This window comes from Mycobacterium sp. UM_WGJ, assembly GCF_000455125.1.
Classification (GTDB): domain Bacteria; phylum Actinomycetota; class Actinomycetes; order Mycobacteriales; family Mycobacteriaceae; genus Mycobacterium.
This window is the reverse complement of record NZ_AUWR01000040.1, coordinates 56,979-75,883: the sequence shown is the minus strand read 5'-3', so window position 1 is coordinate 75,883 and position 18,905 is coordinate 56,979. Positions and strand designations below refer to the sequence as shown.

Annotated in this window: 16 protein-coding genes, 1 tRNA gene and 1 pseudogene; 9 read left to right on the top strand and 9 right to left on the bottom strand. The window is 67.6% G+C overall.

Annotation, left to right across the window (positions count from 1 at the left end; genetic code table 11):
* The first annotated feature begins 159 nt into the window (after window positions 1-159).
* Both N416_RS0113440 and N416_RS0113435 read left to right on the top strand, forming a co-directional pair.
* Window positions 160-2,526, top strand: coding sequence for a lysylphosphatidylglycerol synthase transmembrane domain-containing protein (locus N416_RS0113440; protein WP_024442623.1), 2,367 nt, complete (start codon window positions 160-162; stop codon window positions 2,524-2,526).
* A gap of 4 nt (window positions 2,527-2,530) precedes the next feature.
* On the top strand, window positions 2,531-3,700 hold the full coding sequence (locus N416_RS0113435; protein WP_024442622.1) for an FAD-binding domain: 1,170 nt from the start codon (window positions 2,531-2,533) through the stop codon (window positions 3,698-3,700).
* Window positions 3,701-3,702: 2 nt separating this feature from the next.
* On the opposite strand, the gene N416_RS0113430 is transcribed toward N416_RS0113435, so the two are convergent.
* From N416_RS0113430 to N416_RS0113410, 5 genes are all read right to left on the bottom strand, one after another.
* Entirely contained in the window at window positions 3,703-4,782 is a 1,080-nt protein-coding gene (locus tag N416_RS0113430) for a galactokinase (protein WP_024442621.1), read from the bottom strand.
* The gene (galT, locus tag N416_RS0113425; RefSeq protein WP_024442620.1) at window positions 4,779-5,861 is read right to left on the bottom strand and encodes a galactose-1-phosphate uridylyltransferase; all 1,083 of its coding nucleotides are present in this window, start codon (window positions 5,859-5,861) and stop codon (window positions 4,779-4,781) included. The genes N416_RS0113430 and galT overlap by 4 nt, the downstream gene beginning before the upstream one ends.
* The gene (locus N416_RS0113420) at window positions 5,858-6,334 is read right to left on the bottom strand and encodes a DUF309 domain-containing protein (protein ID WP_024442619.1); all 477 of its coding nucleotides are present in this window, start codon (window positions 6,332-6,334) and stop codon (window positions 5,858-5,860) included. The genes galT and N416_RS0113420 overlap by 4 nt, the downstream gene beginning before the upstream one ends.
* Window positions 6,335-6,355: 21 nt before the next feature.
* Window positions 6,356-7,141, bottom strand: coding sequence for a class I SAM-dependent methyltransferase (locus tag N416_RS0113415; protein WP_024442618.1), 786 nt, complete (start codon window positions 7,139-7,141; stop codon window positions 6,356-6,358).
* A gap of 86 nt (window positions 7,142-7,227) precedes the next feature.
* On the bottom strand, window positions 7,228-8,826 hold the full coding sequence (locus tag N416_RS0113410; protein ID WP_024442617.1) for an amidohydrolase: 1,599 nt from the start codon (window positions 8,824-8,826) through the stop codon (window positions 7,228-7,230).
* 116 nt (window positions 8,827-8,942) lie between these two features.
* On the opposite strand from N416_RS0113410, the gene N416_RS0113405 reads away from it, so the two are divergent.
* Both N416_RS0113405 and N416_RS0113400 read left to right on the top strand, forming a co-directional pair.
* Complete coding sequence (locus tag N416_RS0113405) at window positions 8,943-9,374, top strand: pyridoxamine 5'-phosphate oxidase family protein (protein WP_024442616.1); 432 nt, start codon at window positions 8,943-8,945, stop codon at window positions 9,372-9,374.
* 38 nt (window positions 9,375-9,412) lie between these two features.
* Window positions 9,413-9,733 (top strand): annotated as a pseudogene (locus tag N416_RS0113400) (2-oxoglutarate and iron-dependent oxygenase domain-containing protein); the annotation flags it as partial.
* A 534-nt stretch (window positions 9,734-10,267) separates the two neighbouring features.
* Here the strand turns inward: N416_RS0113400 and N416_RS0113395 are convergent.
* Window positions 10,268-10,350: transfer RNA gene (locus tag N416_RS0113395), tRNA-Tyr, on the bottom strand.
* Between the two features lie 79 nt (window positions 10,351-10,429).
* Here N416_RS0113395 and N416_RS0113390 point away from each other — a divergent pair.
* The 4 genes from N416_RS0113390 (at window position 10,430) to N416_RS0113375 (ending at window position 15,190) form a co-directional block, all read left to right on the top strand.
* Entirely contained in the window at window positions 10,430-10,921 is a 492-nt protein-coding gene (locus N416_RS0113390; protein ID WP_024442614.1) for a YajQ family cyclic di-GMP-binding protein, read from the top strand.
* Window positions 10,922-10,966: 45 nt separating this feature from the next.
* Complete coding sequence (locus N416_RS0113385; protein ID WP_024442613.1) at window positions 10,967-12,442, top strand: NAD(P)/FAD-dependent oxidoreductase; 1,476 nt, start codon at window positions 10,967-10,969, stop codon at window positions 12,440-12,442.
* 55 nt (window positions 12,443-12,497) lie between these two features.
* Window positions 12,498-13,523: an NAD(P)H-dependent glycerol-3-phosphate dehydrogenase gene (locus N416_RS0113380; RefSeq protein ID WP_024442612.1), complete on the top strand. Its 1,026-nt coding sequence runs from the start codon at window positions 12,498-12,500 to the stop codon at window positions 13,521-13,523.
* 140 nt (window positions 13,524-13,663) lie between these two features.
* Window positions 13,664-15,190, top strand: coding sequence for a SulP family inorganic anion transporter (locus N416_RS0113375; protein WP_024442611.1), 1,527 nt, complete (start codon window positions 13,664-13,666; stop codon window positions 15,188-15,190).
* Between the two features lie 31 nt (window positions 15,191-15,221).
* Here N416_RS0113375 and N416_RS0113370 read toward each other — a convergent pair whose 3' ends face one another.
* From N416_RS0113370 to grcC1, 3 genes are all read right to left on the bottom strand, one after another.
* On the bottom strand, window positions 15,222-15,560 hold the full coding sequence (locus tag N416_RS0113370) for a type II toxin-antitoxin system HicB family antitoxin (RefSeq protein WP_024442610.1): 339 nt from the start codon (window positions 15,558-15,560) through the stop codon (window positions 15,222-15,224).
* Window positions 15,561-15,672: 112 nt separating this feature from the next.
* Window positions 15,673-16,521, bottom strand: a complete 849-nt coding sequence (htpX, locus tag N416_RS0113365; RefSeq protein WP_024442609.1) for a zinc metalloprotease HtpX — start codon at window positions 16,519-16,521, stop codon at window positions 15,673-15,675.
* Between the two features lie 73 nt (window positions 16,522-16,594).
* Window positions 16,595-17,611, bottom strand: coding sequence for a nonaprenyl/(2E,6E)-farnesyl/geranylgeranyl diphosphat synthase (gene grcC1 / locus N416_RS0113360; protein WP_196805139.1), 1,017 nt, complete (start codon window positions 17,609-17,611; stop codon window positions 16,595-16,597).
* Between the two features lie 21 nt (window positions 17,612-17,632).
* Here grcC1 and menJ point away from each other — a divergent pair, with 21 nt between their 5' ends.
* Window positions 17,633-18,862: a menaquinone reductase gene (menJ, locus tag N416_RS0113355; RefSeq protein WP_024442607.1), complete on the top strand. Its 1,230-nt coding sequence runs from the start codon at window positions 17,633-17,635 to the stop codon at window positions 18,860-18,862.
* Window positions 18,863-18,905 lie beyond the last annotated feature (43 nt).

The following is an 18,905-nucleotide window of genomic DNA, read 5'->3' as shown; positions in this document are numbered from 1 at the left end:
ACCTGGTGCCGATCGTCGATGGTGACGGGTGTGGCACATGAGACTCACGCGGGCCGACGCGGCGCCATGTCGCCGACAATCCAGCGTGATACCGCAGCTCACCGGTTAAGTTGTGGCGAGCCGCCACGCGATGCGGCATGAGACGGACCGAAAGAGATCATGCGAGTTGAGGGGCGCGACGTCGCCGTCACCGGCAACCTGCTGCAGCCGCTGACCCGACGCACCAATGACATTCTGCGTCTGGTGCTGGCCGCACTCTTCCTCGCGACCGTCATCACCAGCTCGCTGGTCACCCGCTACGAATGGGTGGCACTCGAGCGGTCGGTGTCCCAGATCGTCGGGGTGCTCTCCCCCGTCCACGCCAACCTGGTCTACCTCGCCTATGGCATCGCGATCCTGGCGTTGCCGTTCGCGATCCTGATCGGACTGGTGGTCTCCAAGCAATGGAAGCTGCTCGGAGCCTATGCCGTGGCCGGACTGCTCGCAGTGGTGTCACTGTCGATCCGCAGTACCGGCATGGCCGCGCCGAACTGGCATTTCGACCTGTCCGATCGGCTGGCCACCACGCTGGCGCAGTTCCTCGACGACCCGCGGTGGATCGCCATGCTCGCCGCCATGCTCACCGTCTCCGGGCCCTGGCTGCCCGCCCGCTGGAGACGCTGGTGGTGGGCACTGCTGCTGGCGTTCGTACCGATCCACCTGGTGGTCAGCGCGATCGTCCCGGCGCGCTCGCTGCTCGGGCTGGCCGTCGGCTGGTTCGTCGGGGCCCTGGTGATCCTGATCGTCGGCACACCCGCGCTGGAGGTGCCGCTGGAGGGCACCGTCCGCACCCTGGCCCGCCGCCGGCACACCGTCTCCGAACTCGCCGTCATCCGGCCGGCCGGCCCCGGCCCGCTGGTGCTGTCGACCGTCGGCGACCACCCGGTGATCATCGAGTTGTACGGCCCCAACCAGCGCAGCGGCGGCGCGCTGCGACAGCTCTGGCGCAAATTCCGGTTACGCACCACCGAGACCGCGCCGCTGCATGCCTCGCTACACCGCGCCGTGGAGCATCGCGCGCTGATGGCGATCTCCATCGCCGATGCCGGGCTCGCCAACACCAACACCGTCGCGGTCGCCTCCCTCGACCGGGGCTGGACGCTATACGCCCACACCCCCACCAGGGGCACCCCGATCGCTGACTGCACCGCCAGCACGCCGGTGGCCAAGCCCTGGGAGTCCTTGCGGCACCTGCACGATCAGCAGATCTCGCACGGCGACCTGCGCGCCAAGGAGATGACCGTCGACGGCGGCCAGGTTCTGTTCGGCGGCTTCGGCAATGCCGAGTACGGCGCCACCGACACCCAGCTGCAATCCGATATCGCCCAGTTGCTGGTGACGACGTCATCGTTGTACGACGCGGCCGCGGCGGTGGAGGCGGCCATCGAGTACTTCGGCCGGACCGCAGTGTTGGCCGCGTCACGACGCCTCACCAAATCCGCGGTGCCCGCACGCCTTCGCAATGCCGTCCCCGACGTCGGCACGGTGATCGCCGCCGCCCGCGAGGAGGTCAAACGTCAGACCGGTACCGATCAGATCCAGACCAAGACCATCACCCGGTTCACCCGCAGCCAGCTGATTCAGTTGATCCTGCTTGGCGCCCTGGTCTACGTGGCCTATCCCTTCATCAGCCAGGTGCCCACCTTCTTCTCCCAACTGCGCCAAGCGAACTGGTGGTGGGCGCTGGTCGGGCTGATCGTCTCGTCGCTGACCTATGTCGGCGCCGCGGGCGCACTGTGGGCCTGCGCCAACGGCCTGGTCAGCTTTCGCAATCTGGCGATCATGCAGGTGGCCAACACCTTTGCGGCCACCACCACCCCGGCCGGGGTCGGCGGGTTGGCGCTGAGCACCCGGTTCCTGCAAAAGGGCGGCCTGAGCACACTGCGCGCGACCGCCGCCGTCGCACTCCAGCAGTCGGTGCAGGTGATCGTGCACGTGATTCTGCTGGTTGTCTTCACCACCGCTGCGGGCGCCTCGACGGACCTGTCCCACTTCGTACCCGGTGCCACCATGCTGTACCTGATCGCCGGTGTGGCGCTCGGCTTGGCCGGCATTGTGCTGCTGGTGCCGAACCTGCGCCGATGGTTGACCACAGCGCTGCGGCCACGCCTCAAGGAAGTCACCGGCGACCTGGTGGAGCTGGCCCGCGAACCCAAGCGGCTGGCGTTGATCGTGCTGGGCGCGGCAGGCACCACGTTGGGCGCGGCGCTGGCACTGTGGGCCAGCGTGGAGGCCTTCGGCGGCAACACCTCCTTCGTCACCGTCACGGTCGTGACGATGGTGGGCGGCACGCTGGCCTCCGCGGCGCCGACGCCCGGCGGGGTGGGAGCCGTGGAGGCCGCCCTGATCGGTGGGCTGGCCGCGTTCGGTGTGCCCGCCGCTCTGGCGGTCCCGTCGGTGCTGCTCTACCGGGTGCTGACCTGTTGGCTGCCGGTGTTCGTCGGCTGGCCGGTGATGCGATGGCTGACAGAGAACGAAATGATCTGAGCCGATGCGGATTGCGATCAGCGGTGCGGGAGTAGCCGGGACGGCGCTCGCGTATTGGCTGCACCGCACCGGCCACACCCCGACCGTGATCGAGCGCGCGCCGGCCTTCCGCTCCGGCGGCTACATGATCGACTTCTGGGGCGTCGGTTACACCGTCGCCCAGCGCATGGGCCTGGAGGCCCAGATCCTGGACAAGGGCTACCAGATCGACTCCGTCCGAACGGTCGGCGCCGACGGCCACACCCTCGCCACGTTGGACGCCAACGTCTTTCGGGACTTACTCGGCGACGACTTCACCAGCCTGCCGCGCGGCGACCTGGCCGACACCATTCACGCCACCATTGCCGAGCACGTCGAGATGATCTACGGCGACAGCATCACCGCCATCGACCAGGACGACGACGGCGTCCGCCTGAGCTTCGGCCATGCCGGGCCGCGCGAGTTCGACCTGGTGATCGGCGCCGACGGGCTGCACTCCAACGTACGCCGGTTGGTGTTCGGCCCGGACCCGGGTTTCGAGCACTACCTCGGCTGCAAGGTGGCCGCGGCCGTCGTCGACGGCTACCGGCCCCGGGACGAACTGACCTACCTGACATACGCAGTCCCCGACCGGCAGGTGTCCCGCGTGGCGCTGCGCGACGACCGCACCCTGGCCTTGTTCGTGTTCCGCGACGCCTCACCTGACGTTTCCGATCCGAAGGTCCAGGTGCACAACCGGTTCGCCGATGCCGGTTGGGAGTGCCCGCAACTGTTGGCCGCCCTCGATGCCGGCGACCCGGGAGACCTGTACTTCGACGTGGTCAGTCAGGTTCGGATGAACCATTGGTCGCGCGGCCGAGTGCTGTTGATCGGCGACGCCGCCGGGTGCATCTCGCTGCTCGGCGGCGAGGGCACCGGCCTGGCGATCACCGAGGCCTATGTGCTGGCCGGCGAGCTGCACCGCGCCGGCGGTGACCACCTACGCGCGTTCGAGGCCTACGAGTCACGACTGCGCCCGTTGATCGAGGCCAAACAGTCCAACGCGCAGCAACTGCTCGGCTTCTTCGCCACCCGAACACGTTTCGGCCTGTGGTTTCGCAACCTCGCGCTCCGGGCAATGAACCTGCGGATACTGACAAACCTCTTCGCCGGTACCGTGCGCGACGATTTCGACCTGCCCGACTACGGAATCTGAGACTATCCCGCTCCGGCTGCCGCGTACACCCGGCTCACCTCCGGCTCGGGGTAGCCGGCCTCGGTGACCGCGGCGCGCACCGCGTCGCCCACCTTCAACGTGAGCGTGGCCGGCACCAGCGCGATCACGCAGCCGCCGAACCCGCCGCCGGTCATCCGGGCGCCGAGCGCGCCGGCGGCCACCGCACTGTCGGCAATCAGGTCGATGTGCTCAGTGGTGATCTCGAAGTCGTCGCGCATCGAGGCGTGCGATGCGGTGAACAAAGCTCCGGCAGTGGCGAAATCCCTTTCGGCGCAAGTCGCAACGAAATCCAGCACGCGCTCGTTCTCGGTCAGCACGTGCCGAGCTCGCCGGGCATCGACCGGGTCGGTGACCGCATCCAGCGCCTGAACACCCCGGTGCTGGACGTCGCGCAGCGATCCCACCCCCAATGCGGCGGCGGCGCGCTCACACGATGCGCGCCGGGCGGCGTACTCGCCGTCGACGTGGCCGTGCCGTTGGCCGGAGTCGAGCAGCAGCAGACTCACCCCGGACGCGTCCGGGTCGAACGGCACCGGGTGCACGGCGACATCACGGAAGTCGATCAGCAGCGCGCTGGACACCTCTCCGAAAAGGGAAGACAGTTGATCCAGCAATCCGGTTGGGGCTCCGACATAGTCGTTTTCGGCGCGCTGGCCGATCCGGGCCTGCTCGATGCGGTCGATATGCAGACCGGCCGCCGATGCCAAGGCGCCGAGCACCGCGCATTCCAGGGCCGCCGACGACGACAGGCCCGAGCCGATCGGTACGTCACTGCGAATGTCCATGGTGCCGCCGGGCACCGCGAAACCGCTGTCGCGCAGCGCCCAGATCACCCCGGCGACATAGGCCCCCCATCCGGTCGTCTGCCCGGGCGTGGTGTCCAGCGGAATGATCACCGGCGCATCGGCCCGGTCGCTGAGCACGGTGAGCGTGTCGACCTCGCCGGGGGTGAAGGCGACGCTGGTGCGTTGCGGCAACGCGATGGGCAGCGCGAAACCGGCGTTGTAGTCGGTGTGTTCGCCGATCAGGTTGACTCGTCCCGGCGCGGAGTAGGTGATCACAGCTCACGCAGCCTAGCCGCCACGGACTCCGGGGTGACGTCGGCGATGAACGCGTCCATCGCCGATTCCGAGGCCGCCAGATATTTCAGTTTGGTGGCGCTGCGTCTGATCGACATCAGCTCGACGTGGAAATAGCCGTCGGCCTGCGCGCCGTCGTTGCGGTACTGGTGCAGTGCGGCCATATAGGGCAGCGGGGCGTCGTAGAGACGGTCGAAGCGACCCAACAGATTCCGGTAGACGGTTGCGAAGTCGTCGAGCTCGGGATCGGTCAGGTCGGTCAGGCTGTGCACCCACCGGTTCGGGTACAGGTGCACCTCGACGGGCCAGCGTGCGGCGAACGGCACGAACGCGGTGAAGTGTTCGGTCTGCGCCACGATCCGTGCACCCTCGGCACGCTCGGCCGCCAGTAGGTCGGCGAACAGATTCCCGCCGTGCGTCACTCGATGATCACGCGCTTGCGCCAGCATCGCGGCGGTGCGCGGGGTCAGGTAGGGGTAGCCGTAGATCTGGCCGTGCGGGTGAGCCAGCGTCACCCCGATCTCCTCGCCCCGGTTTTCGAAGCAGAACACCTGCTCGACGCCGGGGCGGGCCAACAGATCAGCGGTGCGGTGCCGCCACGCCTGCACTACCAGCCGGGCATGCGCCGCCGGCAGGTCGGCGAATGAGCCGGTGTGATCGGCGGAGAAGCAGATCACCTCGCAACGCCCGCTGCCCGGTTCGGAAACGAACTCGGCACCGTCCGGCGGCGGGGAGACCACGGCACCGGCGCCGGCCAGACTGGGGAACCGATTCTCGAAGACCACGACGTCGTAGTCGGCCGCCGGCACCTCGCTGGTCTCACCGCTCGGTCCCGGGCACAGCGGGCACGCCTCGGCGGGGGGCTTATAGGTGCGGTCCTGGCGCTGCGCGGCGATGATCACCCACTGGCCGGTGGTGCGGTCGAAGCGCAATTGCGACGGCTCGGGGTCACGGGGAGGCAGCGGCCGCCGATCGGGCACCGGCACCGGGGCACGGCCGGGCAGGGCGAAGAACAGCAGGTCGCGGCCGTCGGCAAGCGCCCAGCGAATCGGGGCGCTCACGCGACCAGCCGCGGGTGCAACCGCTGCGGGGCGATCTCGACGCCGGCCGCCAGGTCGTCGGCCAACTGCGCGGCGAAGCCCAGCAATCCGGTGAGGTCGATCCCGAACGGGGCCGGGAGCCGCACCGTCGCCAGATGTTCGGCGCCGCGGCGCAACAGGCTGACCGCTCCGGCGACGTTGCCCCGCTGGACGTGGGTGACGCCGACGGCCAACTGCGCCAAGCCCTGCCACAGTTCACGCTCGGCGGCGGGCCGATGTTTCCAGGCGGCTTCCAGCACCTCGTGGGCGTTGAACGCCAGCCCGTCGTCCAGCAACAGCTGCGCATAGGCCAGCATCTGGGACGGCGGCAGGTCGAGGTCGTCGGGAACACCTTCGACCCCGCCCTGGCTGCCGCGGGGCAGCGGGCGGCCCAGCCGATCACGCGGGCGGGCGTTTCGGGGACGGCCCGAGTCGTCGCGGTCGCGGGTTGTCACCTGACCATCATGGCAAGCCGGTCAGGCGGGCTTGGCAGCAATCACCTCGATCGCGGCCATGTTGTTGCGATGGCGGCGGAACGTGGCGCGCATGTTGAGCACCCGGGACCGCGCGTCGGAATCGCGCAGCACGTTGAACACGAAGCGCAGCGCCCCGACCAGGCCCTCGTCGGCGATCAACCGGTGCGGCTCCAGCAGTGCCATCGGCGCGTAGGAGATCTTCTCCACGGTGAAGCCGGCCTCAGTGAGCAGCTCGGTCCACTCCGGGGCGGTCAGCGGCCGGGCATTGACCTTGATGGAGCGGGCCAAGGCGGTGCGGACCTCCTCCTTGACGGCCTCGGGCACCTCGGCGGGCTGCAACATCATTTCGTGGATGGCATAACGGCCGCCCGGCCGCAGCACCCGGAAGGCTTCCCGCATGACCTCGGACTTGTGGGTGTTGGTCTGCATGGTCAGCATCGCCTCGCCGATGACGACATCGGCGCTGCCGGCGGTCAGCCCGGTCTCCGACGCCTCGCCGGTGACCACTCGTCCCTTGTCGCCCACCACCGAGCGGACGACACCGGCGGCATGGTCGTCGGCCTCGACGCCGGTGTAGCTGCGCGGACTGTGCTGCAGGATGTCTTTCGCGGTGCGCCCCATGCCGGGCGCGAGTTCCACGACGTCGGCACCGGCGAGGTTCGCGTCGGCGAGCATCCGGTGGGTCAGCTCCAGCCCGCCCGGCCGAAGGACACGTTTGCCGAGGCGCGCGAAGAGCCAGTGTCCGGGGAGGTCAGCGGTCTTGCGGTCGGGCATCGGAAGTGTCATGAACGAAGGTTAGCCTTACCAGGCTTATCCCGCCAGATGACTTTAGACCCTTATATCTCCTTTAAATAGCCGGATGGTCGCGCGTGTCAGAACACCTGGCGACCGGCCAGGAAGGTAGCGCGTACCTCCAGATCGGCGACCGCCTCCGGGGCGACGGCCCGTGGATCCGCGGAGAGCACCACCAGATCGGCATACTTTCCCACCTCGAGGGAGCCGGTCACATCGTCGGCGAACAGTTGCCAGGCCGCGTCGAGGGTTTGCGCCCGGATCGCCTGCTCGACGGTGAGCCGCTCGTCGGGCGCCAGAACCCGCCCGCTGGGCGCAACCCGGGTGGCGGCGACGCTGATGTTGCGCAACGGCTCTTCGGGGGTGACCGGCGCGTCATTATGCAGCGAGATGCGCATGCCCGTCGCGACGGCGGACGCCGCCGGCATCCACCGCGAGCCGTGTTCCTCCCCGAACAGTCCGTCGACCAGAACATCACCCCAGTAGTGCAGGTGGTCGACGAACAGGCTGCAGGTCACGCCCAGCGCGGCGGCGCGGCGCAACTGCTCGGGGCGGATGGCGCCGACGTGTTCGAGGCGCAACCGGTGGTCTTCGCGCGGGTACCGCCGCAGCACGTCCTCGTAGACGTCGAGGATGGTGTCAACCCCGTTGTCGCCGTGCACATGGCAGGCCATCTGCCAGCCGTGCGGGAAGTACGCCTCGACGATGCGGGTCAGTTGTTCGCCGGTGTAGTTGGCGTGCCCGCACGAACCGGGTTCGACGCCGATGATGCGGGTGGCGTCGGTGTCCAGATACGGAAACGACAGGTCGATGTTGCCGATCCACGGTGAGCCGTCCACCCAGATTTTGATACCGATCTGGCGCGCCATGTCGTCGCCGTCCCCCGGCGACGCGTCGGTGTGCAACGCCTCGTTGGAGATCTCGTAAGTGCGCAGTCTCACGGTCAGCTCATTGCGCAGGTGGTCAACCAGCGGCCGGAACTGCGGTGAGAACGCCATCTCCGAAATCGTTGTCAGCCCGGCCCGGTTGAGCCGTGCGCATTCGGCGCGCAGCATCGCCGGGGCGTCGCCGGGCATCATCGCCTTGCCCAGCAATGGAATCAGCGCGGCGGTCTCCTCCGCGGTCCCATCCAGTTCGCCGGCGGCGTCGCGGCCGTATTTCGCACCGATGGGGTCGGGGGTGTCACGGCTCAACCCGGCCTGCCGGCCGGCCGCAGAGTTGAAGTAGGCCTTGTGCCCGGAGTTGTGCACGATCACCAGCGGGTGCTCCGGAGAGACGCTGTCCAGCCAGGCCAACGTCGGTTCGGGCAGACCCGGCTGCAGCAGCTGGTCCCAGCCGATCGCGTACGCCCCGTCGACGCCGCGCGCGGCCACCTCTTGGCGGATCAGGTCCACGACGGTGTCGGCGTCGGCCAGGGTGACCGGCCGAATATCGACCATCCGGCCGGACAGCACAACCGACTCCATCAGCGGATGCCCGTGCGCCTCGACGAAGCCGGGTAATACGCAGCCGTCGCCGATGTCGAGCACCCGGGTGTCCGGGCCGATGAACGCGTCCACGTCCGTGCGGTCGCCGACCGCCACGATGCGCCCGTCGGTGACCGCCAGCGCCTGGGCAGTCGGTTGCGCGTCGTTGACCGTGAGCACCGTGCCGATGACAACGAGATCCGCTACAGGCATTCCGGGCTCCTCTTGGGCAGGCATCGCCGGAGTGTAAGCCGAGGGAGGCGCCCCTGCCGGAGAGCTGCTCCGCGACCCGGTGGAATAGCCCGGGGACGACCGCTGTTCGAGCCGATATGCCCAAACCCTTCACCGAGACCGAGCGTCAACAGTTTCTCGCCGACAAGCACATCGCGGTGTTGTCTGTCGCCGCCACCGACGGCCGGCCCCCGGCCAGCGTCCCGATTTGGTATGACTACACCCCCGGCGGCGACATCCTGGTCAACACCGGTGCGGGCCGGCGGAAGGCCAGGCTCATCGAACAGGCCGGCGCGGTGACGCTGGTGGTGCAGCGCGAAGAACTGCCCTACCAATATGTGATCGTCGAAGGCACCGTGGTCAATGCGGTCACGCCGGCCCCGCTGCCGCAGCGCGAGGCCATTGCGATCCGCTACCTGGGCCAAGAAGGCGGCCGGGCATTCGCCGCCAACATGGACGGCGACTCCAGCGTGCTGTTCACCATCCGGCCCGACCGCTGGCTGACCGCCGATTACTCCGGCGACCTGTAGCGCTTGGCTTTGGGCGCCTGAACCGAAGACTCGCTGTGATGCTGCCGGTACTTGACCTGTCTGCCGCCGATACCGACACAGCGGCGTTTCGCCTGGCCTTGCGGGAGGCCACGCACACCCACGGCTTCTTCTACCTCACCGGCCACCGCATACCCGATGCGCAGATCACCGAGATCCTCGAGCTGGCCCGGCAGTTCTTCGCGCTACCCGAGGCGGAGAAGAACCAGATCAGCCAGTTGAAAAGCCCGCATTTCCGGGGCTATTCACGTCTGGGTGGCGAGCTGACGAACGGGCGCGTCGACTGGCGAGAGCAGATCGACATCGGGCCGCAACGCCCTGCGCTACCCGACGCGCAGGGTGCGCATCCCGATGTGGCGGAACTGCACCACGGGATCACGCCGACGCCACGGCGCGAAAGATAACGGACCGATTTCCACAATTCCCAACAAATTTTCACATCGCACCATATTCTTGCCCCGATCTTTGGAGTCGGAGGTGGTGTGATGAAGCTGCTGCTGTTGTCTGCGGTCACAGCGATGTGGTCGGTCATTGCTGTCGCGGCGGGTGCCGGTGTTTCAGGTGCCGATCCATTCGTTCCGGGACCGACGAATTGCGGCGGCCCGGGTCAGCCTGGCTGCTTGCCCGGCATCCCTGCCGAAGCCCAATGTGCTCTCGTGGCGTGGCAGACCTTTCAGCCGTGCAACTGGCGGGGCGTAGCGGTTGCGCCCGGAACGCCAGGAAGCTGGTAGCACCAACTTCCCCGGCCCGGGATCTCGATCACTGTCCCCGGCCAGATCCAGCTGCGTCGCGACTGCTTTCTGCTGCGGACTCATGGCGGGCTACGGACGTCGAAAAAGTAATCAGGCCCCCTCGAAAGGAGGCCTGATCAGGTGTGGCAGGTACAGGATTCGAACCTGTGTAGGCTTCCGCCGACGGATTTACAGTCCGCTCCCATTGGCCGCTCGGGCAACCTGCCGTAGTGCGCCTAGCAGACTACAACGAGGATGTACCTCAGACACAAACGGCCAGCACAACTCGAAGAGAGGACGGGTCTCGTGGCGGACTCATCATTCGACATCGTCAGCAAGGTCGACCGGCAAGAGGTCGACAACGCGCTCAACCAGGCCGCCAAGGAACTGGCCACCCGGTTCGACTTCCGCGGCACCGACACCACCATCGCCTGGAAGGGCGAGGAAAATATCGAGCTGGTCAGCTCCACCGAGGAGCGGGTCAAGGCCGCCGTCGACGTGTTCAAGGAGAAACTGATCCGCCGCGACATCTCCATGAAGGCGTTCGACGCCGGGGACCCGCAACCGTCGGGCAAGACCTACAAGGTCAGCGGCAGCCTCAAGCAGGGCATCGACGCAGAGCACGCCAAGAAGATCAACAAGCTGATCCGCGACGAGGGCCCCAAAGGCGTCAAGTCCCAGGTCCAGGGCGACGAGATCCGGGTGTCATCGAAGAAGCGCGACGACCTGCAGGCCGTGATCGCACTGCTCAAGGGCGCCGACCTGGACGTGGCCCTGCAATTCGTGAATTACCGGTAACCGATACCGCTGCTCCGACCGCCTTGCCTGCCTAGGCTGGGCCTTGTGACTACCGAAGAGGTCGTGGACGTCGTCATCATCGGAGCCGGCATCTCCGGTATCGGCGCGGCTTACCGCATCGCCGAACGCAACCCCGGCACCAACTACGTCATCTTGGAACGGCGTGAGCGCATCGGCGGGACCTGGGACCTGTTCCGCTATCCCGGGGTGCGCTCGGACAGCAGCATCTTCACGCTGTGCCTGCCGTATGAACCCTGGACCCGGCGCGAACGGGTCGCCAACGGCGACGAGATCCGCGACTACCTGACCGACGCCGCGCGCAAGTACGGCATCGACGAACACATCCGGTTCAACCACCACGTCACCGCCGCCGACTGGGATTCGTCTACCGACACCTGGACCGTGACGGCGGACGAGAACGGCAGCCAGCGGACCTACCGCGGCCGGTTCGTGTTCTTCGGCTCCGGCTACTACAACTACGACGAGGGCTACACCCCGGACTTCCCGGGATCCGAGACGTTCGCGGGAACGCTGGTGCACCCCCAGCACTGGCCCGAAGATCTGGACTACACCGACAAGAAGGTCGTGGTGATCGGCAGCGGCGCCACCGCGATGTCACTGGTCCCGGCATTGGCGCAGCGCTCCGCCCACGTGACCCTGCTGCAGCGCACCCCCACCTATCTGATCTCGGCGACCATGTACAGCCGTTTCGTCAATGTGGTGACCAGCCTGTTGCCCCGCAAGTGGGCTCACCCGATCATCCGGTTTGTGATGGCCCTGTTCGAGGGCTACGTCTGGTTCCTGGCCCGCAAGACTCCCCCGCTGTTCAAGCGGATCCTGCGTCGCACGGCCGTACAGAATCTGCCGCCGGGTTACCCCGTGGACACCCACTTCAAGCCGCCGTATGAACCGTGGGATCAGCGCCTGTGCCTGATTCCCGACGCCGACCTCTACGCCGAGATCAGCGCCGGCCGGGTCGAGATGGTCACCGACCGGATCGATCGCTTCGACGCCACCGGGATCGTGTTGCGGTCCGAGGCGCATCTGGACGCCGACATCATCGTCACCGCCACCGGCTTGCAACTGCAGGCGCTCGGCGGGGTGCGGATCAGCTTGGATGGCACCGAGATCAAGTCCACCGATCGATTCGTCTACAAGGCGCACATGCTCGAAGACGTGCCGAACCTGTTCTGGTGCGTCGGCTACACCAATGCGTCTTGGACGCTGCGCGCCGACATCACCGCCCGGGCCACCGCCAAACTACTGGCATACATGGCTTCTCGCGGTTACACCCACGCCTATCCGCACCTCGGCGACGAGCCGATGGCCGAGAAGTCGGCCTGGGACATCCAGGCCGGTTATGTGCTCCGCGCGCCGCATGCGCTCCCGCGGTCGGGCACCAAACGACCGTGGAATGTGCGCCAGAACTACTTCGCCGACGCCTTGGACTTCCGGTTCGACCAGATCACCGAATCGATGGTGTTCGGACGGGCCGGGGAGCCCGTACCGCTGGCTGGATAGCACCGAGTTCGCCAACTGCCGGTGCGGCGGCGGCGACGGCAATACGCTGTCGCACATGCCAGCTGCTACTCGTACACCCAATGTTGTCGTGCTCGGAGGCGGATCGTTCGGTACCACGGTGGCGTCCATCTGCTCGCGCCGCGCGCCGACGCTGCAGTGGGTGCGGTCGGAGGCGACCGCCGCCGACATCAACGACAACCACCGCAACAGTCGCTACCTGGGCAACGATGTCGAACTCAGCAGCACGCTGCGTGCCACCACCGATTTCGCCGAAGCCGCGCACTGCGCCGACGTCGTCGTGATGGCCGTACCGTCACACGGCTTCCGGGGAGTGCTCGAGGAGTTGGCCACCGAGCTGCGCCCCTGGGTGCCGGTGGTGTCGCTGGTCAAGGGCCTGGAGCAGGGCACCAACATGCGGATGTCGCAGATCGTCGACGAGGTGTTGCCCGGGCATCCGGCCGGCATCCTGGCCGGGCCGAACATCGCCCGCGAGGTCGCCGAAGGTTATGCCGCGGCGGCGGTGCTGGCCATGCCCGACCCGGGCCTGGCGTGTGAGCTGGCGTCGCTGTTCCGCACCAAGCGATTCCGGGTGTACACCACCGACGACGTGGTCGGGGTCGAGATGGCCGGCGCGCTGAAGAACGTGTATGCGATCGCGGTCGGCATGGGCTACTCGCTGGGCATCGGGGAGAACACCCGGGCTATGGTGATGTCACGTTCGGTGCGCGAGATGTCCAAGCTCGGCGAGGCGATGGGCGGAGCCCGCGACACCTTCGCGGGCCTGGCGGGGATGGGCGACCTGATCGTCACCTGCACCAGCCAGCGCAGCCGCAACCGCTATGTCGGCGAGCAGCTGGGCTCCGGCAAGCCCATCGACGAGATCATCGCGTCGATGAATCAGGTGGCCGAGGGTGTGCGGGCCGCGAGCGTGATCATGAAGTTCGCCGCGCAGTACGGGCTGAGTATGCCGATCGCGCGCGAGGTCGATGGCGTGATCAACCACGGTTCGACGGTGGAGCAGGCCTACCGTGGCCTGATCGCCGAGACGCCCGGACATGAGGTGACCGGCTCTGGCTTTTAACTGCCTAGTTCCTGTGTATTCACTCCGAATGTGTAACTTGTGTTTACTTCCCGGACATGTCGCATTCTGCATTTGGCAATAAGACACGAATAACTTCCCTGTATCTCAGCAATATCTTATGAGGGCAGGGGAACTACCGGATGCTGACCGCGCAAGCCGACGGCAAATCACGCGTCAAACCACGAATGGGCTGGTCCCGTTCGGTACTGCGGTATGACCTGCCCGCCTCCCTGGTGGTGTTCCTGGTCGCTCTGCCGCTGTCATTGGGTATCGCCGTGGCCTCCGGCGCACCGGTGCTGGCCGGTCTGATCGCCGCAATCGTCGGCGGTCTCGTCGTCGGCGCCATGGGCGGGTCTCCGCTGCAGGTCAGCGGGCCGGCGGCCGGGCTGACGGTCGTCGTCGCGGATCTGGTCGGGCGCTTCGGCTGGAAGGTGACGTGCGCTATCACCGTCGGCGCCGGGGTGCTGCAGGTCCTATTCGGGTTGAGCCGGGTGGCGCGGGCCGCGCTGGCGATCTCGCCGGTCGTGGTGCACGCGATGCTGGCCGGAATCGGCATCACGATCACGCTGCAGCAGCTGCTCGTCCTCCTCGGCGGCCGGTCGGCGAGTTCGGCCTGGGAAAACCTCGCCAGCCTGCCCGAAGGGCTGATCGAGTCCCATGGAGCCGAGCCGGTCCTGGGCATCCTGGTGATCATCATCATGCTCGCCTGGCGATCGGTGACGGGACCGCTGGGCCGGATTCCCGGGCCGCTGGTCGCCATTGCCGGAGCAACGGTGCTGTCCTTGGTCTTCTCGCTGGACGTGCATCGCATCACCCTGGACGGATCACTGCTGGATGCCGTGCAACTGCCGGCGCTGCCGGAGGGCAACTGGGCCGCCGCCTTCATCGGGGTGCTCACCGTGGCGTTGATCGCCAGCGTGGAAAGCCTGCTCTCGGCGGTGTCGGTGGACCGGATGCACACCGGGCGGCGTACCGATTTCAACCGCGAACTGATCGGGCAAGGCACCGCCAACGTCGCCTCGGGCTTGCTCGGTGGACTGCCGATCACCGGGGTGATCGTCCGCAGCGCCACCAACGTCAACGCCGGCGCGAAGTCGCGGGCGTCGGCGTTCCTGCACGGCGTGTGGATCCTGCTGTTCGCCCTGCCGTTCGCCGGCTTGGTGCAGCAGATTCCGACTGCCGCGCTGGCGGGTCTGCTCATCACCATCGGAGTCCAACTGATCAAGATGATTCACATCGAGACGGCTTGGCGCAGCGGCGATCTCATCGTCTACGTGGTGACGGCGGCCGGCGTGGTGTTCCTCAACCTGCTGCACGGGGTGCTGATCGGGCTGGCGCTGGCGATGGTGTTGACCGGGTGGCGGGTGATCCGGGTGAAGGTCACCGCCACACAGAGCGACGACGAGTGGCTGGTGACCGTGTCGGGCACGTGCACCTTCCTGGCACTGCCCCGGCTGACCAACGTGCTGGCACAGATTCCCGCCGGCACGCACGTCACGCTCGCCATCAACACCACCTATCTCGATCACGCCGCCGAGCAGGCCATTGAAGATTGGCTGCGGCAGCATTGCGCTACCGGCGGCACGGTGCTGGTGCCCAGTGAATCCGGCTCCACAGCGCGCGCAGCCGACGCATGCGTCACGTGCGCACCATCGAGGCGGGGGTGAGAGGAGTTCGAATCGGATAGCGCATCCGGTATCACCAGTCGAGCAGACCACTCGGCGGCCGGTCAGCCAACTTCTGCACGATCCAGTGGTTCATCGACACACGCTGATCAGCGGCCTCGACGGCGAGCCGGGCATGCAGCGACGGTGAGGTCCGGACCACGAAGTTGCCACTGAAGTTCCGGTCGGTGATGGGAGGCGGTACGTCTTCGCCTTCACACTCGGCCAGGTGCTCATCAACGGCTTGCTCAACACCGGCGATAGCCTCTCGCAGCGTCGGTGCCCAATGCTTCAGGAAGGGCAATTCCAGGCAGCGGCCGATGTATTCGTCGTGCTCGCGCGACCACTCAGCGCGGTAGGTGTAGTGGTTCATGCCCGGTAGTAGCGCATGCGCTATCCGATTCGACAAGACACCTATCCCCAAGCGCGGGTGCGAAAGTGGCAGATGGGGCGCCGGGGTGTGGGGGGCCAGCAGGCGGACCGCGTTAGCCGCGGGCCATGTCCTCCAGGCGCCGAATCCGGTCGGCCATCGGGGGGTGGGTGGCGAACAGTTGACCCACCTTCTCCCCCGCGCGGAACGGGTTGGCGATCATCAGGTGCGACTGGCTGGCCAGTTCCGGCTCGGGCGGCAGCGGGGCGGCCTGGACACCGTCGGAGATCTTGCGCAGCGCCGACGCCAGCGCCAACGGGTCCCCCGAGAGCACCGCGCCGGATTCGTCGGCCTGGTACTCGCGCGACCGCGACACGGCCATCCGGACCACCGAGGCCGCCAGCGGCCCGACCAAGGCGACCAGCAGCATCGCCAGCGGGTTGCCGTCGCGGCGGTTGCCCATGAACATCGCCATATTGGCCAGACCGGTGATCACTGAGGCCAGCGCGCCGGCCACACACGAGATCAGAATGTCGCGGTTGTAGACGTGCGACAGCTCGTGGGCCAGCACCGCGCGCAACTCACGCTCGTTGAGCAGCCGCAGGATTCCACTGGTGCAGCACACCGCGGCGTGCCGCGGGTCGCGGCCGGTGGCGAACGCGTTGGGCGCGTTGGTGTCGCTGACGTACAGTCGGGGCATCGGCTGATGGGCGGTGGTGGCCAGCTCGCGCACAATCCGGTAGATCTCCGGCGCCTGAACCTCGGTCACCGGCTGGGCCCGCATCGCCCGCAGCGCCAGCTTGTCGCTGTTGAAGTAGGTGTAGGCGTTCATCCCCACCGCGAACAGCACCGCCACCCACATCATCTGCGGTCCAAACGCCCGGCCCACCAACACGATCAACGCCGACATCAGGAACAGCAGAAAGAACGTCTTCGCCGTGTTGTGGTGCGGGTGCCAGGTCATCGACTTCCTCCTTGGAGAACGACCATCGTGCTCATTAAACGCCGACGAGCTCGCACGAGTTCCGCAATCGTGGTCAGCCGTGCCGGGTCACGGTGTAGTCGACCAGGCTGGCCAATGCCGCCCGTCCGACACAGTCGGGCAGCGCGGCCAGCTCCGCGCGGGCCTGCGCGGCATAGTCGGCCACCGTCTGCTTGGCCCTGACCATGCCGGCCGAGGCGCGCAACAGCCCCAGCGCCTCCTCGACCGCCGCGTCCTCGGTGACCGGTCCGGCCAGCAGCACTCGCAGCCGCTCGGCGTCGGCGCCGGTCTCCTGCAGTGCATAGAGCACCGGCAGCGTGTGCACACCCTCGCGCAGATCCGTGCCGGGCAGCTTGCCGGACTCGTCGGGGTCGGAATCGATGTCGATGATGTCGTCGGAGATCTGGAAGGCAGTGCCCACGATCCCGCCGAGGCGGGCCAGCCGCTCGATCTGGTCATCGTCGGCACCGGAGAACGTCGCACCGAAGCGGCCCGACGCCGAGATCAAACAGGCCGTCTTCTCATAGACGACCTTGAGGTAGTGCTCTATCGCGTCCACACCGTCGGCCGCCCCGCGGGTCTCGCGCATCTGTCCGGTCACCAGCTGGGCAAAGGTCTCGGCAATGATCCGCACCGCATCCGGCCCCAGCCGCGACACCAGGCGTGAGGCGGTGGCGAACAGGTAGTCACCGGCCAGGATCGCAATGTTGTTGCCCCACCGGGCGTTGGCGCTGGGCGCCCCGCGGCGGATCTGCGCCTCATCCATCACGTCGTCGTGGTACAGCGTGGCCAGGTGCACCAGCTCGATCACCGCACCGGCCACCGTCACCTGCCAGGCGTCCGGCTCAGGCCCCAGCTGCGCCGACAGCACTGTGAACAGCGGACGGAACCGCTTTCCGCCGGCGTCGAACAAGTGCGTCACGGCCTCGGTCATCAGGCCGTCTCCACCGCGCAACTCGGTGTCCATCAGCTCTTCGATACGCGAAACCCCGTCGCGAACCCGGTCCGCGAAACCCGGGTCTCCCAACCCGCCGAAATCCAACCCCGCCACCACGTTCGCCGGTGTCCTCACGGCTCCAACATACTGGTCACTGTGAGTTCGCAGGCTGATGTGGTGGTGGTGGGTGCGGGGCCGGCGGGGTCGGCGGCGGCCGCCTGGGCCGCGCGGGCGGGCCGTGACGTGCTGGTGGTCGATTCGGCCGCCTTCCCGCGGGACAAGCCGTGCGGTGACGGCTTGACCCCGCGAGCCGTCGAACAGCTGGAGTTGCTGGGGCTCGGTGAGTGGCTGGACAGCCATATCCGGCACCGGGGTCTGCGGATGGCCGGCTTCGGCGGCGAGATCGAAGTGGACTGGCCCGGCCCGTCGTTCCCGTCGACTGGCAGCGCGGCGCCGCGCACCGAACTCGACGAACGCATCCGCAAGGTCGCCGAGGAGTCCGGCGCCCGGATGTTGTTGGGCGTCAAGGCAGTCGGGGTTCAACACGACGCGTCCGGGCGCGTGCGTGCACTGGTGTTGGCCGACGGCACGGAGGTCAGTTGTAAGACACTGATCGTCGCCGACGGGGCCCGCTCCACGCTGGGTCGCGAGCTGGGCCGCCAGTGGCACAAAGAGACGGTTTACGGGGTAGCCGCCCGCGGCTATCTGGCCTCGCCGCGCAGCGACGAACCGTGGCTGACGTCGCATCTGGAGCTGCGGTCCCCGGAGGGGGAGGTGCTGCCGGGCTACGGCTGGATCTTCCCGCTGGGCAACGGCGAGGTGAACATCGGCGTCGGCGCGCTGGCCACCGTCAAACGGCCCGCCGACGTCGCGCTGCGGCCGCTGATGTCCTACTACGCCGACCTACGCCGCGAGGAATGGGGTTTCGAGGGCCCGGTGCGTGCCCCGGCCAGTGCGCTGCTGCCGATGGGCGGCGCGGTCTCGGGCGTCGCCGGACCCAACTGGATGCTGATCGGTGACGCCGCGGCCTGCGTCAACCCGCTCAACGGCGAAGGCATCGACTACGGCCTGGAGACCGGGCGCCTGGCCGTCGAGCTACTGGAGAATGCGGGCGGCGCCGACCTTACGCAGGCCTGGCCAGAGCTGCTGGCGGCCCACTACGCGCGCGGATTCTCGGTGGCACGGCGACTGGCGCTGCTGCTGACGTTCCCCCGGTTCCTGCCGGCCACCGGCCCGCTGGCGATGCGTTCGACGCTGTTGATGCGGGTGGCGGTGCGGGTGATGGCCAACCTGGTCACCGACGACGACGCGGATCTGGTGGCGCGGGCCTGGCGTGGCGGGGGGCGGATGTCCCGGTTGATCGACCGCCGCCGCCCGTTCGCCTGACGTCGGTCCGTTCGGAACATATCAACTTCGTTGACATATATCA

Excerpts from the sequence above, each read along its gene's own strand:
- htpX (WP_024442609.1), bottom strand. The coding sequence starts at position 16,521 with ATGACCTGGCACCCGCACCACAACACGGCGAAGACGTTCTTTCTGCTG.
- N416_RS0113405 (WP_024442616.1), top strand. The coding sequence starts at position 8,943 with ATGCCCAAACCCTTCACCGAGACCGAGCGTCAACAGTTTCTCGCCGAC.
- N416_RS0113370 (WP_024442610.1), bottom strand. The coding sequence starts at position 15,560 with ATGAACCACTACACCTACCGCGCTGAGTGGTCGCGCGAGCACGACGAA.
- N416_RS0113435 (WP_024442622.1), top strand. The coding sequence starts at position 2,531 with ATGCGGATTGCGATCAGCGGTGCGGGAGTAGCCGGGACGGCGCTCGCG.
- N416_RS0113380 (WP_024442612.1), top strand. The coding sequence starts at position 12,498 with ATGCCAGCTGCTACTCGTACACCCAATGTTGTCGTGCTCGGAGGCGGA.
- N416_RS0113415 (WP_024442618.1), bottom strand. The coding sequence starts at position 7,141 with ATGACACTTCCGATGCCCGACCGCAAGACCGCTGACCTCCCCGGACAC.
- N416_RS0113375 (WP_024442611.1), top strand. The coding sequence starts at position 13,664 with ATGCTGACCGCGCAAGCCGACGGCAAATCACGCGTCAAACCACGAATG.
- N416_RS0113410 (WP_024442617.1), bottom strand. The coding sequence starts at position 8,826 with ATGCCTGTAGCGGATCTCGTTGTCATCGGCACGGTGCTCACGGTCAAC.
- N416_RS0113440 (WP_024442623.1), top strand. The coding sequence starts at position 160 with ATGCGAGTTGAGGGGCGCGACGTCGCCGTCACCGGCAACCTGCTGCAG.